This window comes from Streptomyces sp. NRRL S-118 (assembly GCF_000716335.1).
Taxonomy (GTDB): Bacteria; Actinomycetota; Actinomycetes; order Streptomycetales; family Streptomycetaceae; genus Streptomyces.
Genome location: NZ_KL591003.1, coordinates 185,692 through 201,158 on the forward strand (window position 1 = coordinate 185,692; position 15,467 = coordinate 201,158).

17 protein-coding genes are annotated in these 15,467 nt (G+C 73.2%); 10 read left to right on the forward strand and 7 right to left on the reverse strand.

Features of this window, described 5'->3' with window-relative positions; genetic code table 11:
• The first annotated feature begins 206 nt into the window (after positions 1-206).
• The 6 genes from IH00_RS0107560 to IH00_RS0107585 all read left to right on the forward strand — a co-directional run bounded on the left by IH00_RS0107560 (position 207) and on the right by IH00_RS0107585 (position 5,000).
• Entirely contained in the window at positions 207-725 is a 519-nt protein-coding gene (locus IH00_RS0107560; RefSeq protein WP_031070928.1) for a SigE family RNA polymerase sigma factor, read from the forward strand.
• Positions 715-1,383, forward strand: a complete 669-nt coding sequence (locus tag IH00_RS0107565) for a L,D-transpeptidase (RefSeq protein ID WP_031070929.1) — start codon at positions 715-717, stop codon at positions 1,381-1,383. Before IH00_RS0107560 ends, IH00_RS0107565 begins: the two co-directional genes overlap by 11 nt.
• A gap of 228 nt (positions 1,384-1,611) precedes the next feature.
• Entirely contained in the window at positions 1,612-2,172 is a 561-nt protein-coding gene (locus IH00_RS0107570; protein WP_052411244.1) for a methanogen output domain 1-containing protein, read from the forward strand.
• Between the two features lie 25 nt (positions 2,173-2,197).
• Positions 2,198-3,727, forward strand: coding sequence for a SpoIIE family protein phosphatase (locus IH00_RS0107575; RefSeq protein ID WP_158827734.1), 1,530 nt, complete (start codon positions 2,198-2,200; stop codon positions 3,725-3,727).
• A gap of 129 nt (positions 3,728-3,856) precedes the next feature.
• Positions 3,857-4,453: a TMEM175 family protein gene (locus tag IH00_RS0107580; protein ID WP_158827735.1), complete on the forward strand. Its 597-nt coding sequence runs from the start codon at positions 3,857-3,859 to the stop codon at positions 4,451-4,453.
• 112 nt (positions 4,454-4,565) lie between these two features.
• Positions 4,566-5,000, forward strand: coding sequence for a nuclear transport factor 2 family protein (locus IH00_RS0107585; RefSeq protein WP_031070936.1), 435 nt, complete (start codon positions 4,566-4,568; stop codon positions 4,998-5,000).
• A 32-nt stretch (positions 5,001-5,032) separates the two neighbouring features.
• Here the strand turns inward: IH00_RS0107585 and IH00_RS0107590 are convergent, their stop codons facing one another.
• From IH00_RS0107590 to IH00_RS0107600, 3 genes are all read right to left on the reverse strand, one after another.
• A complete protein-coding gene (locus tag IH00_RS0107590; RefSeq protein WP_234334795.1) occupies positions 5,033-5,398 on the reverse strand; it encodes a hypothetical protein in 366 nt (121 codons plus the stop codon).
• Between the two features lie 168 nt (positions 5,399-5,566).
• Entirely contained in the window at positions 5,567-5,908 is a 342-nt protein-coding gene (locus tag IH00_RS0107595; protein WP_031070940.1) for a DUF3140 domain-containing protein, read from the reverse strand.
• Positions 5,905-6,129, reverse strand: coding sequence for a hypervirulence associated TUDOR domain-containing protein (locus tag IH00_RS0107600; RefSeq protein WP_031070942.1), 225 nt, complete (start codon positions 6,127-6,129; stop codon positions 5,905-5,907). Before IH00_RS0107600 ends, IH00_RS0107595 begins: the two co-directional genes overlap by 4 nt.
• Before the next feature lie 241 nt (positions 6,130-6,370).
• Here IH00_RS0107600 and IH00_RS0107605 point away from each other — a divergent pair, with 241 nt between their 5' ends.
• Both IH00_RS0107605 and IH00_RS0107610 read left to right on the forward strand, forming a co-directional pair.
• On the forward strand, positions 6,371-8,437 hold the full coding sequence (locus tag IH00_RS0107605) for a galactose-binding domain-containing protein (protein WP_031070944.1): 2,067 nt from the start codon (positions 6,371-6,373) through the stop codon (positions 8,435-8,437).
• A gap of 58 nt (positions 8,438-8,495) precedes the next feature.
• Positions 8,496-9,572 carry a lactonase family protein gene (locus tag IH00_RS0107610; RefSeq protein WP_052411245.1) on the forward strand — a complete coding sequence of 359 codons (1,077 nt, stop codon included), beginning with the start codon at positions 8,496-8,498 and terminating at the stop codon, positions 9,570-9,572.
• Positions 9,573-9,584: 12 nt separating this feature from the next.
• On the opposite strand, the gene IH00_RS0107615 is transcribed toward IH00_RS0107610, so the two are convergent.
• The 4 genes from IH00_RS0107615 to IH00_RS0107630 form a co-directional block, all read right to left on the reverse strand.
• Positions 9,585-9,806 (reverse strand): hypothetical protein, encoded by a 222-nt coding sequence (locus IH00_RS0107615; RefSeq protein ID WP_158827737.1) that lies wholly within the window; start codon positions 9,804-9,806, stop codon positions 9,585-9,587.
• Positions 9,807-10,003: 197 nt separating this feature from the next.
• Entirely contained in the window at positions 10,004-10,357 is a 354-nt protein-coding gene (locus tag IH00_RS0107620) for an iron chaperone (protein WP_031070949.1), read from the reverse strand.
• Positions 10,358-10,453: 96 nt separating this feature from the next.
• Positions 10,454-11,335: a diacylglycerol/lipid kinase family protein gene (locus tag IH00_RS0107625; protein ID WP_031070951.1), complete on the reverse strand. Its 882-nt coding sequence runs from the start codon at positions 11,333-11,335 to the stop codon at positions 10,454-10,456.
• 33 nt (positions 11,336-11,368) lie between these two features.
• Positions 11,369-12,964, reverse strand: a complete 1,596-nt coding sequence (locus IH00_RS0107630) for an FAD-binding oxidoreductase (protein WP_031070953.1) — start codon at positions 12,962-12,964, stop codon at positions 11,369-11,371.
• Between the two features lie 75 nt (positions 12,965-13,039).
• On the opposite strand from IH00_RS0107630, the gene IH00_RS0107635 reads away from it, so the two are divergent.
• Together IH00_RS0107635 and IH00_RS0107640 are read left to right on the forward strand one after the other, a co-directional pair.
• Positions 13,040-13,639, forward strand: a complete 600-nt coding sequence (locus tag IH00_RS0107635; RefSeq protein ID WP_031070955.1) for a TetR/AcrR family transcriptional regulator — start codon at positions 13,040-13,042, stop codon at positions 13,637-13,639.
• A complete protein-coding gene (locus IH00_RS0107640; protein ID WP_052411246.1) occupies positions 13,636-15,255 on the forward strand; it encodes a glycerol-3-phosphate dehydrogenase/oxidase in 1,620 nt (539 codons plus the stop codon). Before IH00_RS0107635 ends, IH00_RS0107640 begins: the two co-directional genes overlap by 4 nt.
• Positions 15,256-15,467: the final 212 nt, after the last annotated feature.

Sequence of the window (15,467 nt, forward strand, 5' to 3'; positions counted from 1 at the left end):
ACGCCGCCCGGCGGATGTTCCGGTCGCCGTACCCGCCCCCGCCCGCCGGGCTCTTCCCGCCCCCCGTGGTCATGGCCTTCCTTTCCTTGTGCTTGCATGTACGCCACTTGTACGCACGCCGGGGCAGGCTGGTTGCACACGTACTGAGGAATTTTTCGCGGCGCTCCGCAATGGCGCCGTTCGAGCGATGGAGACCGCGGAACCCCATGACGGAGGAGGAGTTCGACGCCTTCTACGCAGGCGCCTTCCCCCGCCTGGTCGGCCAGCTGTACGCCATGACCGGCGACCGGGCCGAAGCCCAGGATGTCGTCCAGGAAGCCTTCGTACGGGCCTGGGACAAGCGGCGCGCGCTCCTCGCGGGCGAGGCGCCCGAGGCGTGGGTCCGTACGGCGGCCATGCGGCTCGCGGTCAGCCGCTGGCGGCGGGCCCGCCGCTGGCTGGAGCTGGTGCGCCACAGCCCGCCGCCCGAGCCGGTCCCCGGGCCGACACCGGACCACACCGCGCTGGTGGAGGCGTTGCGCGGGCTCAGCGAGGCACAGCGGACCGCGGTCGTCCTGCACCATCTGTGCGACCTGTCCGTCGAACGGATAGCGGCGGAGACGAACGTACCGCCGGGAACGGTGAAGGCCCGGCTGTCACGAGGAAGGGACGCCCTGGCCAAGCGGCTGGCGGAAGCGTCGTCGCCGAAGGACACGGGCAGGAGGGAGGGCAGCCATGTCCGATGAACTCACCACCGCGCTGCGCGCTCTGGCCGAGGAGCGGCAACCGTCCCCGGCCGTCCCGGGCGCCGGCATCCGCCGGCTCGCCGTGCGGCGCCGGCGCCGCAGGCACGCCCTGATCACGTCGGGGCTGGTCGCGGCCTGCCTCGCCGTCGTCGTGCCCCTCGGCATGAGGGACGGAACCGCGTCACCGCACGTCGGCGAGCAGCCACCGTCACCACCGGCCACGGCCACGGCTACTGCCACCGCCACCGCCACCGCCACGACAGCGCCCACGCCGCAGGCGGCCGCCACGGTCGATCTCTCACGGAGGGTGCTGACGGCGGCGGGGCGTCAACTGCCCATCTCTTCCGGGGACGCACGTCACCGCACGCCCGTCGGCGCGATGACCGTCTCGGCGAAGCACGCCGAGCGGCGCATGACCGGTGACGACGTCGGGCTCTCCGGCCAGTACGACATGATGCTGCCGTGGGTGATCGAGCTGCGGGCGGCGGGCGGGGCCACGAACCACCTGGCTGCCATCCCCTACGACGACCGGGCTCCCGGCAGGCGGGACGTCACCACCGGCTGGATCGCGCTGCGGCCGTCGGATGCCGCATGGCTGTACCAGAACCTCGGCACGGGTGACGTCGTCACGGTCACCGGGACGGCGCCGGCGCCCTGACGCGTGCCGCCCGCCCCGACCGTGGGCGAGGGAGCGGGACCGGCCGGCGGGCCGGCCGAGGGGCAAACGACACCACGTTACCGGGTCCGCCCCTCGTCGGTGGCCGCACTATGGACTCCTCACCGGTGGCCTCTATGCTCGACGTGGAGCCTGGTCTTCTGTTTCCCGGGGCGTACCGGCGCCGGCCACGTTCGCGGTGCTCCACACGATTCGGGAGAGGAGCAGCGTGTGAGCGTGGCGAAGGACGCGGACCTGGGGCTGGACCGGGACGTCTTCATGCGCAGCCTGGTGCGGGAACTGGCGACGTCGCTGGAGTCCGTCGTCGGGCTGGAGGAAGCCTCCGGCTACATCAGCCTGGTGGGCCAGTCGGTCGGCTCCCAGCTCAACGACGCGTACGTCACGGCCCTCGGCGCGACCCGGATGTCGCGCGAGCAGGTGGCGGACGTCCTCGTCGATCTCAAGCAGCGCATCCAGGGCGACTTCTTCGTCATCGCGCAGGACGACGAGCGGATCGTCCTGGGCAGCCGGAGCTGCCCGTTCGCCGAGAAGGTGCTGGGGCGGGAGTCGATGTGCATGATGACGTCGAACGTGTTCGGCACCATCGCCGCGCAGAACCTGGGCTACGCCCGTGTGGAGCTGGAGGAGACGATCGCCCGCGGCAGCACCGGCTGCCGTGTGGTGGTGCACCTCAGGCCGGAGCTCGACATGGACGACGAGCCGGGGCGCGAGTACTTCGGGGATGCCGAACAGCGGCCCGGCACCGTCGACGTGACCGCAACGGACCGGTGAGATGAACCTGGCGTCGTTCCGGTCCGTGGCCAGACTGCTTCCCCACGCGGTACTCGTGTGCACCGGTTCGGGGCGGATCCTGGCGGTCAACCCGGCGACCCTGCGCACGGTGAACTCCTTGCGCACCGGTGCCGAGCTGGGCGATCTGGTCACCGACCCCGAGGAACTGGGGGATCGGCTCTCGCGGTGGCTGCGCAGCGGCTCTCCCCTGCCCGGTGTGATGACCGTGCGCGACAACGAGGACCGGCCGGTCCGGCTGCGCTGTCACGGTGCCCGCGCCACGTGGTGGGACGGGGCCGAGCCGGCGGTGCAACTGCACCTGTCCCGCCTCGACATCAGCGACCGGTTCGTGGCGCTCACCCAGCGCATCAGCCTGATGAACCAGCAGATGACCTACCGTCGTGCCATCACCGAGCAGCGTGGCCTGCTGCTGCGCAGCGAGAAGGCGGCCCGTGCGCGCATGCAGCGCCTGTACCGGCTCACCGCGGCGCTGGCCGCCGGCGCCACCCTCGCCGACGTGTGCGACGCCGTGCGCAAGTGCGCACCTGCGGCCCTGGACGCCACGGACGTGATCCTGGAGCTGCACTCGCGCCGGATCATCCCCTCCCTCGGGACGGCGGACGCCCGGCCGCTCGTCCCCACGTCCTGGACCGACCTGGACGGGATCCACGGTGCGGCGGCCGCCGCGCCCGAGAACGCACGTCGGGTGCCGCTCAGGGCCGAGGGGGTCACGCTCGGCCGGCTGGTCATCCCCTTCGTCCCCGGAGCGGAACCGGACGCGGAACTCACCCTGACCATCGCCCTGCAGATCGCCCAGGCGGTGCGCCGGGCCGGGCTGTTCGAGCACGAGCACCGGCTGGCGGAGCGGCTCCAGCGCAGTCTGCTCCCCAGCCTGCCGGACATCCCCGGACTGGACATCGCCAGCGGCTACGCCCCTGGTACGCACATGGTGGACGTGGGAGGCGACTGGTACGACGTCCATGTGCTGGACGGGGAGACCGTCGGGTTCACCATCGGGGACGTCGCCGGCCACGGCGTCGCCGAAGCCACGGCGATGGCGCAGATCACCACGGTGCTCCGCAGCATCGCCCGCCGCTGCGGCAACCAGCCGCCCGAGGTGCTGGCCGAGCTGAACGACTTCCTCGGTACGTACCACCAGGGGCTCATGGCGACCGCGTGCTACGCCAGTTACAACACGCGCACGCGGACCCTGCGTTATTCCAGAGCGGGTCACCCCCCGCCACTGCTCGTCCGCGCCGACGGCTCCACCCGTTACCTGCACAGCGCGCTGGCCCCGCCGCTGGGGCCCGTCCCCTTCCAGGACTATCCGCAGGACGAGACGACGGTCCCGGCGGACGCCACGCTCGTCTTCTACACCGACGGCCTGATCGAGCGCCGCGGCGAGGGGCTGGACGTCGGCTTGGAGCGGCTCGCCCAGGCCGCCGGGGCCACGGCCGGCCTGGGCTCCAGGGAGACCTGCGACCTGCTGCTCCACCAGCAGGTCGACACCGAGCTGCCGGACGACCGGGCGCTGCTCACCGTCCGCTTCACCTGAGTCCTGGCCGCCGCACCCGCGCGACACGCCCTCGCCGCGCGGGCGGCGGGCCCGCGGGCGGCCGGGTGCTACTACGGAGGCATGAACAACGGTCAGCGGCGCCCGGCCGTCCGAGACGGATCCCCGCAGATGCCCACGCACAGGATGCTCGCTCTGACGGACGGCGTGGTGGCCATTGCCATGACCCTGCTGGTGCTCGACATCGAACTCCCGGACGGGCTGCGCGGGAACGCGCTGCGTCACGCCCTCGACGACGTGCAGTCCCAGGTGGGGACGTTCCTGCTGAGCGCGATCGTGATCGCACTGTTCTGGCGGGCCCACCACGCCGCCCTGCGGGACGCCGAACGGGTCGACGGCCGCCTCTTTTGGCTCAACGTCGCCTTCCTGGTGCTGGTCTCCCTGATCCCGTTCCCCACGCGCGTCCTGGAGTCCTACGCCCACCGGCCCCTCGGCCCGGGTCTGTACGGAGCGGTCATCGGTGCCGCAGCGCTGTTGCTGTACGCGATGGAACTGCACGTCCTGCGCAGCACGCGGCACCTGTCGTGGCGCTCGGTCCCCCTTCCTGCCCAGGCCGTGGTGTTCCTGCTGTCCGCGGTCGTCGCGGTGTACTCGCCCACCGCTGCGATCTACAGCTGGATCGCCTCCGTGCCTCTCGCGATGCTGGCCCACCGGCTCGCCGCCCGGCCGTCGCCGAAGGAGCGGGACTCCGCCCGCCAGGGACCGTGACGGTTCCTCGCCCAGCCGTCCGCCACCTGGACCCCCCATTAATCAAGTTTGACTAGATGCCACGGCGGGGGTACGGTCTCGCGACTGATCAAATGTGATGAGAGGGATGGCGATGACCGTACTGCCCGACACCGGCTTCACCCCGTCCGCCGAGGACCGCGCGAGCCTGGACGCGTGGTTCGCCGAGTACGACGCGGCGAGCGCCCGGCGCGATGTCCCGCGCATGGCCGACATGGCCGTCTTCCCGCTGAACCTGGTCAGCGACGACAGCGCGGGCGACGGCCGCACCGCGCAGTGGGACCGCGCACGGTTCATGGAGACCATGGGCCAGGTCATGGGCGAAGGCGATGACGCCCAGCTCTCCTTCACCTCCACCCGGACGCCGGTCTTCCTCAGCCCGTCCATCGCCGTGGTGTTCACGGACTCCACGATGACCCGAGGAGAGGAGACGACGCAGCTGCGGTACGCCGACATCCTCGTCAAACGGGACGGGGTGTGGGCGTTCCAGACGATGATCCAGGCCGGCTGGGGCGACGGCCTCGCCTGAGACCGCACCGCCCCGGCCGCCCCGGCCCACCGTCACGACACGCGCTTGAGCGTCCAGGCGTTCGGGTTGAAGCTCGGCACGACGGAGTACCGGCAACTGCTGGTGTAGTACGTGCTCGTCTGCACCCAGCCGGCCGGCGGGTAGGTGGACGCGCAGGCGTTGACGGTGGTGCCCACGGCCAGGCCGGTGAGCTGCTTGATCTGCTTGATGTTCGGGGCGCTTCCCGAGCCGCAGGAGAGGCTGGTCCCCCAGCTCACATCGACGAATCCGGCCGGAGTCAGGGTGCTCGCGCAGACGGTCGTGACGTCGCCCGGTGCCGCGTGGGAGGGCGGCGCGGCGAGGAACAGGCAGGCGGCGGAGCCGGCGGCGGCGAGGGCCATGGTGCGCTGGAGCGACACGGGGTCTCCTTGCGACGGTGAGCGGTCGGAGTACGGGCCCGGCGGTGACACCCCCGGCCCGGCTCGTCCACCCAACCGGCGGAGGACGTCCCTCCGTGAGGGGATGTCCGGTCATCTCACGCAGAGTTCGCCGGGGGCACCCGTGCCCGCCCGGGAGCGCCGGGCGGGTCAGCTCTTCCGGGGGTCGTGGCCCCGGTTCATCAGCGAGTACCGCCAGGGTGTCCGGGTGACGTCGCCGTCGGGGCGCTGGGCGGTGTGGCGTTCGACGTACCCGACGACCTTGCACATGTGGGCGACGTCGTCGTCGGTGAGATCCGCCTTGCGCAGCAGCGCGACGATGCGACGGCCCGACTCGTGTCCGACGCTCTCCGACCCGTCGTCCTTCTTCTGGCCGACGCCGCGCGACTCGTCCGTCTCCAGCCACCGCTCCGGTTCGGCGGCGGTGCGGTTGACCGCGTCGCGGAACGCGGCGATGGTGTTCTCGCGCTCGTCGCCGTCCCCGGCGGTCACGACGTCCCCTTCTTGCGCAGCGCCTGGGGTTTGTGGACGGCCGAGCGGCCGCTCTTGTCGCTCTCGACCTCGTACTGCGGTTCCTCCGCGGAGGCGTCGACGGTGCGTCCCGCCGCCTTCGTGCGGTCGGTGATCTGGTGCTTCACCGTGCCGGTGACGTTCTTGCCGTGGCTCTTCCAGGTCACCTTGTCGCCCTCGTCGAGCTTCTTGCGCTTCGCCATGCGGATCACTCCTCCAGGGGCCGGGAACACACCCACGTCCGAGCAGAACACGCCGGTGCGTCTCCCACCAGGCGGTGGAGTCCGCGGGCGGTACGGCCGGCCGGTGCGCGGCTCTTGACTGCTGTGGCGGCAGCCGCGATCCTCCTCGCATCATTTATGGGGACATGACAATCACTGAAGGGCTCGGGCCCCGCGGGCGCCCGGGTTCCCGACGGTGCCTCCTCCGGCTGGGACACGGGTGATGACCTTGGTGCGACGTGCGCACGGCAGGCTCAGGGTGCTCGCGGTGCTTTCGCTGATCCTCACCCTGCTGACCCTGGGACCTGCCCGGGCAGGGGCGGGCTCCGCCGCCGGCCCCGGCTGGTGGGACCCGGTCGCCCGGCCGGCGCCGGACTCCCGCATCGACGTCACCGGGGAGCCGTTCAAGGGCACCGACGCCCAGGGCCGGGTCCGGGGGTTCGTCGACGCGCACGACCACCTGATGTCCGGCGAGGCCTTCGGGGGCCGGCTGATCTGCGGCAAGCCGTTCTCCGCCGGCGGCGTCGCCGACGCGCTCAAGGACTGCCCGGAGCACTACCCCGACGGCTCCCTCGCGGTCTTCGACTTCATCACCAAGGGCGGCGACGGCCGCCACGACCCCCACGGCTGGCCGACCTTCAAGGACTGGCCCGCCCACGACTCGCTGACCCACCAGCAGAACTACTACGCGTGGGTGGAACGCGCCTGGCGCGGCGGTCAGCGGGTGCTCGTCAACGACCTCGTCACCAACGGCGTGATCTGCTCGGTCTACTTCTTCAAGGACCGCGGCTGCGACGAGATGACCTCGATCCGCCTCCAGGCGCGCAAGACGTACGAGATGCAGGCGTACATCGACACGATGTACGGCGGACCGGGCAAGGGATGGTTCCGGATCGTCACCGACTCCGCCCAGGCCCGCGAGGTCGTCGAGCAGGGCAAGATGGCCGTCGTCCTGGGCGTGGAGACCTCGGAACCCTTCGGGTGCAAGCAGATCCTGGACGTGGCGCAGTGCGGCAAGGACGACATCGACCGCGGCCTGGACGAGCTGCACGCCCTCGGTGTCCGCAGCATGTTCCTGTGCCACAAGTTCGACAACGCCCTGTGCGGGGTCCGGTTCGACTCCGGCACCCTCGGTACGGCGATCAACGTCGGCCAGTTCCTGTCGACGGGCACGTTCTGGAAGACGGAGAAGTGCACCGGGCCGCAGGCCGACAACCCCATCGGCGCCGCCCCGGCCGCCCAGGCCGAGAAGCAGCTCCCGCCCGGCGTCGCGGTCCCCTCGTACGCCGCCGACGCGCGGTGCAACACCCGCGGCCTCACCGCACTCGGCGAGTACGCGGTGCGCGGCATGATGCAGCGCGGGATGATGATCGAGATCGACCACATGAGCGTGAAGGCCACGGGCCGCGTCCTGGACATCCTGGAGTCGGCGTCCTACCCCGGCGTCCTCTCCTCGCACAGCTGGATGGACACCGACTGGACCGAGCGGGTCTACCGCCTCGGCGGCTTCATCGCCCAGTACATGCACGGTGCCGAGGGATTCACCGCCGAGGCGAGGCGCACGGACGCGCTGCGTGAGAAGTACGGCGCCGGATACGGCTACGGCACCGACATGAACGGTGTCGGCGGCTGGCCGGCCCCGCGCGGCGCGGACGCGCCCAACCCCGTGCGGTACCCCTTCCGCAGCGCCGACGGCGGCTCCCTCATCGACCGGCAGACCACCGGGGAACGCACCTGGGACATCAACACCGACGGCGCCGCCCACTACGGCCTGGTGCCCGACTGGCTGGAGGACATCCGGGTCACGGGCGGCCAGGACGTCATCGACGACCTTCTCCGCGGCGCGGAGTCCTACCTGACGACCTGGGGTGGCTCGGAGCGCCACCGGGCGGGCACCAACCTGGCCACCGGGGCTCCCGCGTCGGCGAGTTCGGCGGAGTGGAACCCGTTCACCAGCTACGCCGCCGGCCGCGCGGTGGACGGCGACCCGCGCACCCGCTGGGCCAGCGACCGGCGCGACCCCCAGTGGCTCCGGATCGACCTGGGAGCCGAGCAGCCGGTCGGCCGGGTGACGCTCGACTGGGAGCGCGCGCACGGCAGGGCGTACCGCATCGAGGTGTCCGGCGACGGGAACGACTGGCGGACCGTCTGGTCCACCACCTCCGGGGACGGCGGCCTGGACACCGCGCGGTTCGCCGCCGTACCGGCCCGCTTCGTCCGCGTCATGGGCCTCGAACGCGGGACCGAATGGGGCTACTCGCTCCGCGAGGTCGGCGTGTACGGCCGCTGACGCCCCGCGCGCGCCCTACAGTGCCCAGCCAGTCGCGGAACGGCGGAAGGGACATCCTGTGGGCGGTGCGGAGCGCGGCAACCGGGCGGACACGAGGGACGGGCAGTGGGCGTACATCGGCTCCTTCACCGCGGGAGGCGGGCGCGGCATCACGGTCGCGGCCGTCGACGCGGTGACGGGGGCGCTCACCCCGCACTCGGCCGTCGACACGATCGTCAACCCCTCGGCCCTCGCGCTCGACCCGGGGGCCGGAGTGCTCTACGCGGTGAGCGACACCGAGCCGGGCGCGGTCGCGGCCTTCCGGGCGGACGCGGGCAGCCTCACGCCTCTCGGCCCGGCGGTCGGGGTGGGCGGCTCCGGCCCCACCCATCTCGCTGTGGCCGGGCGCCGGGTGCTCACCGCCAATTACGGCTCGGGCAGCGTCAGCAGCCTCGCGATCGGCCCGGACGGCTCCCTCTGCGGCCCTCCGGCCGTGCTCACGCACCGCGGTTCGGGACCGGACGCCGACCGGCAGCGCGGACCGCACGCCCACCAGGTGCTGCCGGACCCGGGCGGGCGGTGGGTGCTGAGCGTGGACCTGGGAACCGACTCGGTGCGGGTGTGCGCGCTCGACCCGGCCACCGGGGAGCTGCGCGTGCACGCCGAGACCGTGTTGCGGGCGGGGTCGGGTCCGCGTCACCTCGCCTTCCACCCGGACGGGGAGGTGGTGTACGTCCTGCACGAACTGGAGCCCGTGATGACGGTCTGCCGCTGGGATGCGGCGGCCGGGCGCCTGGAGGCGCTGACGGAGGTGGCGGTCGACACCGAGGGCCTCCCCTCGGGGGAGCGCGCCCACCCCTCCGTGGTCCGCGTCCCGCCCGACGGGCGCTTCGTCCGGGCCGCGGTGCGCGGCAGCAACACCGTCCTGACGTTCTCCCTCGCCGACGGAGCCGAGAAGCCGCGGTTCACGGGCGGCGTGGACTGCGGCGGCGTCTGGCCGCGGGATCTGGTGACGGACCCGTCGGGGCGCCGGCTGTACGTCGTCAACGAGTGGTCCGGCGACGTGACCTGGTTCGAGGCGGACCCCGAGAGCGGGCGGCTGCGGCGCGGCGGCGCGGTGGAGGTGCCGGCCGCCGCGTGCGTGGTCTTCTCCTGACCGGCCTGCGGCCTATCGCCGGCCGGACGGCTGGATCGACGCCTTCGACTGCACGGTGTCGATCGTGTGCACGGCCTCGTCCAGCACGTGCTGGGCGAGGTCGCCGTCGACACCGACGTGGACCCGGTCGACCAGCTCCTGGTTGAGGGACTCGGCGTGGGCGGCTCCGCCGGCCGAGAGCGCGGCCCCGGCGAGGGCGAGCGCGGTCATGGCGCGCTGGGTGATTCCTGGCATGCCCGGGCAACGATCCCTCCCGTGCCCGGTCACGGCGCCGGTCGCCCGTTCGGCGGATCACACCTCCGCGTGCTCCGGCTCCCCGTCCGGGGCGAGCGGCGCCATGACGAGCGCGTCGGACCACGGCCGGCGTCCTCGCCGCCGCGATCCCGGGCGACGGCGTGGTGGCGGGTGCCCCGCGGTACGGGACGGACCGCTCAGGCCCGTTCCGCCACCAGGTGCCGCACGGTGCGGGCGATGAGGTCGTACGGCACGGGGGCGTTCAGGGGGAACTTCAGCGTTCCCCGGCCCGACCGGTAGGGCTCGATGTCGCGCTGGAACGCGGCGTCGCCCTGCGGGACGGGGTAGACGCTGACGTGGTGCCGCCATCCGGCGAAGTACACGAGGTTCCGGCGGTCGAGCGTGACCGCCGGGATCCCGTAACCGATCTTCTCGCCGATGCCCTCGGGCGCCGCCTCGTGGATCGTGCGCCGGATCCGTTCGAGGACGGTGCGCACGTCGTCGGGGAAGGAGCCGATGTAGTCGTCGACGGACGCGAAGTGCTCTGCCACGGTCGTGCCTTTCGCCGCGTACGCACTCACGCTAGGCGCAGACCGGCCGCCGCGCGCGTCGTGCACGCGGCGGCACCCGGGGTGCGGCGCACGTCGTCAGCACAGCACCTTCAGGGCGCCGGGCCGCACCCGGAGCGTCACCGGCAGCGTCGCGTCGACCTCGCCGTCCGCGCCGTACGGGAGGTCCCGGTCGGCCTCGATGCGGATCTCCTCGCCCCGCAGGACCTCGACCTGGGGGCGCCGCATGTGCGCCCCGGTCTTGAGCTCGTTCATCAGCGCGAAGAAAAGCCGCTTCGGGGCGTGGCGGACGACGACGACGTCGAGCAGCCCGTCGTCGACGCGGGCGTCCGGCGCGATGCGGCGGCCGAAGCCGTAGAAGCCGGAGTTGGCGGCGACGACCGTGTAGCCGCTCCGTTGGTGCGTCGTGCCGTCGATGGTGATGCGGTATGCCGCCGGCCGCCAGCCCGCCACCGCCCGGGCGCCGCCCGCGTAGTACGACGCGGCTCCCCGCAGCAGCCGCGACCGGTTGGCGTACCGGTTGGCGACGGCGTCGACGCCCGCGTACACGCTGCCCAGGACCGCGGTCCTCGTGTGGACGGCCGATTCCACCTCGATGGTGTCGACGGCGCGCGGGGTGCCCCGCAGGAGGAGCTCCGCCAGGGCCGCGGGCTCGCCGGGCAGGCCCAGGGCCCTGGCGAAGTCGTTGCCGCGCCCCGACGGGACGAGGCCCAGCACGGCGTCGGTGCCGCTGAGCACCCCGCCGACGGCTCCAGCCATCCCGTCGCCACCGACCGCGAGCACGACGTGCCCCTGTGCGGCGGCCTGCCGTGCCAGCTCGCGGGCGTGGTCGAGGCTGCGGCTGTAGCGGGTCTCCAGCCCGGCCCCCGCCTCCCGCAGGAGCCGGGCCACGGGCAGCAGGGCCGCCGTACCGCTGGAACTTCCCGCGGCCGGGTTGACGACGGCGGTGAACTGTCGCATGTGCGCGCCTCCGTAGGGCAGGACAGGCTGGGGTCAGGGGTGGCGGACGGGGACGAGGATGCCGGGATTGAGCACCCCTGCCGGATCGAGCTCCCCCTTGACGGCCTGGAGGACGCGGACGCCGAGGGGGCCCGCTTCCCGGGCGTACCAGTCGCGGTGGTCGGTGCCGACGCCGTGGTGGTGGCTGATGGTGCCGCCGGCGGCCAGGATCGCCTCGTTCGCGGCGTGTTTGGCCGGGGCCCAGTGCGCGACGGGGTCCTTTCCCTGGGCGGAGACGACCGTGAAGTACAGGGAGGCGCCGTTCTCGTACACGTGGGAGATGTGGCACATGACCAGCGGGGGCGTGCCCGCGTCGGAGAGGGCGGTGGTCAGTGCCTGGCGGACGCCCTGGTACAGCTGCGGCAGCGCGGACCAGAAGGCGGCCGTCTCCAGGGTCTCGGCGAAGGCCCCGGCGTCGAGGAGCGCGTCACGGAGGTAGGGGGCGTCGTAGCGGCCGTGGGCCCAGCGGTCCCCCGGTTCCCGGCCGACGCACTCGCCGCCCTCCGCCAGGAGGACCTCGTGGACCCCGCTGCGGCACTCCTCGTTGCGCGCGGCCGTCCCTTCGTACCCGACGATCGCCATGCAGCCGGCCGCTTCCGGGGCTCCGCTGCCGATGCGGTCGGGGTGGGCCAGGCCGATGAAGGTCTCGGTCTCGTCGGACAGGCGCAGCACGGTCGGGCGCGGCCCGTCCTGGGCGAGCTTGCGCAGCGCGGCGGCGCCGGCCTCGAAGGAGGCGAAGCGCCAGCCTTCGTAGACGCGCTGCTCGGGCAGCGGGCGGAGGCGCACGGTCACCGAGGTGATCACGCCGAGCGCGCCCTCGGAGCCGAGCACGAGCTGGCGCAGGTCCGGGCCGGCCGCAGAGCGGGGCGCGCGTCCGGCCTCCCAGGTGCCCTCGGGGGTGGCCACGGTGATGCCGAGCACCATCTCGTCGAACCGGCCGTAGCCCGCGGACGCCTGGCCGCTGGAGCGGGCCGCGGCGAATCCGCCGATGGTGGCCCATTCGTACGACTGGGGGAAGTGGCCGAGGGTGTAGCCGCGTTCGTTGAGCAGGGCCTCGGCCTGCGGCGCGCGCAGCCCGGGCTGGAAGGTCGCGGTGCGGGAGACCTCGTCCAGGCCGAGGAGGGCGTCCATGCGGCGCAGGTCCAGGGCGACGAAGCTGGAGCGCTCGGGGGCCAGGCCGCCGACGACGGAGGTGCCGCCGCCGAACGGCACGGCGGCCACCTGGTGTTCGCTGCACACGCGCAGGACGGCGAGGACCTCGTCGTGGCTGCCGGGCAGCAGGACGGCGGCCGGGATGTCGTCGACCTCGCCCGCGCGGATGCGCAGCAGGTCGGGGGTGGACTTGCCGCGGGTGTGGCGGATGCGGGTCTCGGCGTCCGTCCGCAGGTGCGCGGGGTCGCCCAGGCATGCGGCGAGGGCGCGGAGGGTGGCGTTCGTGAGCGGTGAGGCGGGGACGGGGATGTCCTCGATCGCGGCGGGGCCGTGGTCGCGCGGGGTGACGCCGAGCAGGTCGCGCAGCAGGCCGGTCACGGTGCCGGGCAGGGGTGCCGCCTTGGCCGGGTCGCCCCAGCCGCTCCACAACATGTCCACGGGATTCGGTTCCTCGCCGTCGGGTTTCGGGTCCTGGCGTGCCCTGGGGCCCGCACTGGCATTACACTGTGACAGATGACGCCCATTCGTCACAACCATTCGGACGGGGAAACCGTCCTCGACGCGGCCCGTGACTGCGTCCTCGCCGTCGGGGTGCGCCGGACGACGCTGACCGACGTGGCCCGCCGCGCCGGGGTCTCGCGCATGACGCTCTACCGCCGGTGGCCCGATGTACGGACCCTGGTCGGGGACGTGATGACCCGTGAGTGGGTCGCCCTCGCCGTGTCGGCCATGCCCGAGCGGGAACCCGGCGCCCCCACCCGGCCGGGGCTGGTCGACGGGCTGGTCGCGGGCGTCGAGGCGTTCCGGGCCCACCCGCTGTTCCACAAGATCCTCGACGTCGACCCCGAGCTCCTGCTGCCGTACGTGCTGGACCGGCGGGGCGCCAGCCAGGACGCGCTGCTGGGCCTCATCACCGGCGCGCTGGAGGAAGGGCACGCCGACGGGTCGGTCCGGGTAGCCCACCCCGACCGCCAGGCCCGCTCCCTGCTGCTGATCGTCCAGTCCTTCACGCTCTCGCTGCGCACCATGACCGACGCGTCCGACCCCGAGCTCGATGAAGCGGCATTCCTCGGTGAGCTGCGGACCCTCCTGGAAAGGACCCTCGCCCCATGAGCCACCCGCTCAGCCGGTCGCGCACCACCCCCGCACCCGCGCGGGCGTCGTCGTCGCTGAACGCGGCCCGCCGCCGGCGCGAACTGTCCGGGCTCGCCGACGGCACACCGGTGGACGTCCTCGTCGTCGGCCTCGGGGCCACCGGTGCGGGCGTCGCGCTCGACGCCGCCTCCCGCGGCCTGACGGTCGCCGCGATCGACGCCCACGACCTGGCCTTCGGCACCTCGCGCTGGAGCTCCAAGCTCATCCACGGCGGGCTGCGCTACCTGGCGTCCGGGCAGCTCGACGTCGCCCACGAGAGCGCCGTGGAGCGGGGCGTCCTGATGGAGCGGATCGCCCCGCACCTGGTCGGCGCCCAGCCGTTCGTGCTGCCGCTGACGCCGCTGGTCTCCCGGTCACAGGCGGCGCTGGCCCGGGCCGGACTGCGGGCCGGGGACCTGTTGCGCGCCTCGGCGCGCACGTCACGTTCCACGCTGCCCGCGCCGCGGACCCTCTCCCCCGTGGAGACCCGGCACATGGCGCCCGTCCTGCGGTCCACCGGTCTGCGCGGCGGGCTGCTCTCCTGGGACGGCAGGGTCACCGACGACGCCCGGCTGGTGACGGCCGTCGCCCGGACCGCCGCGGCACACGGCGCGCGGGTCCTCACCCGGACGCGGGCGCTGTCCCTCGACGGCGGCGGAGCCCTGGTACGGGACGAACTCACGGGCGAGGAGACCAGGATCAGGGCCCGCGCCGTCGTCAACGCGACCGGCGTCTGGGCGGGCGGGCTGATCGAGGACATCCGGCTGCGGCCCTCCCGGGGCACCCATCTGGTCCTCCGCTCGGAGGACCTGGGCTCGCTCACCGCCGGCCTGCACATCCCCATCCCCGGCGAGGCGAACCGCTTCGTCCTGGTCCTGCCGCAGGGGGACGGCCGGGTGTACGTGGGACTGACGGACGAACCGGTCGACGGTGACGTCCCGGACGTTCCGGAGGTCCCGGAGACGGACATCGGCTTCCTGCTCGACGTCCTCGGTTCGGCGCTGGACGTGTCACTGGGCCGCGACGACGTCATCGGCGCCTTCGCCGGCCTGCGGCCCCTCCTCGACACGCCGGGAACGCCGGGCACGTCCGGCGCCTCACGGACGGCCGACATCTCCCGCAAGCACGCCGTGCTCACCTCGCCCGACGGGGTCGTGACCGTGGTGGGCGGCAAGCTCACGACGTACCGGCGCATGGCGCAGGACGCCCTGGACGCGGCGGTCTCCGCACGCGGTCTCACGGCGGGGCCCTGCCGTACGGCATGCCTTCCGCTGGTCGGGGCGGCCGCCCCGGCGGCCCTCGCCGCCCTGGACGCCCCCCGCCGGCTGGTGCGCCGCTACGGCACCGAGGCTCCGGCCGTGCACGCGCTGGGGCTGGAGGATCCCGCCCTCGCGCGCCCCGTCGTGCCGGGCCATCCGGTGACCGTGGCCGAACTGGTGTGGGCGGTGCGCCATGAAGGGGCGCTCGACGAGGCCGACGCCCTCGACCGCCGCACCCGGATCGGAGTGGTGCCGCACGACCGGGAAGCGGCGCTGGACACGGCCCGTGAAGTGCTCCGCCACGAGGACGGGCGGCTCACGCCGCGCACGCCCTGAGGAGCGGGCCGGTCAGTTGCTGTGCCGGGCCAGGCTGTAGAAGAGGATCAGTACGGCGACCGCCATCACGATCAGATGGAGCCAGGCGGGGGCGGCCGCCGCGTCCTGAGCGGCTGTCACGATGTGGTTCACAGGTTCCTCCGTGTCAATTCGTGGTGTCATTCCAGGCGTTGACGCGTCATGCTGCGCGCGTACCCCGTGAACCGGCTCTG

Bases quoted from the DNA above. Each gene is read 5' to 3' on its own strand.
- IH00_RS0107625 (WP_031070951.1), bottom strand. From the start codon at position 11,335: ATGCGACAGTTCACCGCCGTCGTCAACCCGGCCGCGGGAAGTTCCAGC.
- IH00_RS0107635 (WP_031070955.1), top strand. From the start codon at position 13,040: ATGACGCCCATTCGTCACAACCATTCGGACGGGGAAACCGTCCTCGAC.
- IH00_RS0107640 (WP_052411246.1), top strand. From the start codon at position 13,636: ATGAGCCACCCGCTCAGCCGGTCGCGCACCACCCCCGCACCCGCGCGG.
- IH00_RS0107560 (WP_031070928.1), top strand. From the start codon at position 207: ATGACGGAGGAGGAGTTCGACGCCTTCTACGCAGGCGCCTTCCCCCGC.
- IH00_RS0107615 (WP_158827737.1), bottom strand. From the start codon at position 9,806: ATGCCAGGAATCACCCAGCGCGCCATGACCGCGCTCGCCCTCGCCGGG.
- IH00_RS0107585 (WP_031070936.1), top strand. From the start codon at position 4,566: ATGACCGTACTGCCCGACACCGGCTTCACCCCGTCCGCCGAGGACCGC.
- IH00_RS0107605 (WP_031070944.1), top strand. From the start codon at position 6,371: ATGACCTTGGTGCGACGTGCGCACGGCAGGCTCAGGGTGCTCGCGGTG.
- IH00_RS0107580 (WP_158827735.1), top strand. From the start codon at position 3,857: ATGCCCACGCACAGGATGCTCGCTCTGACGGACGGCGTGGTGGCCATT.
- IH00_RS0107565 (WP_031070929.1), top strand. From the start codon at position 715: ATGTCCGATGAACTCACCACCGCGCTGCGCGCTCTGGCCGAGGAGCGG.
- IH00_RS0107600 (WP_031070942.1), bottom strand. From the start codon at position 6,129: ATGGCGAAGCGCAAGAAGCTCGACGAGGGCGACAAGGTGACCTGGAAG.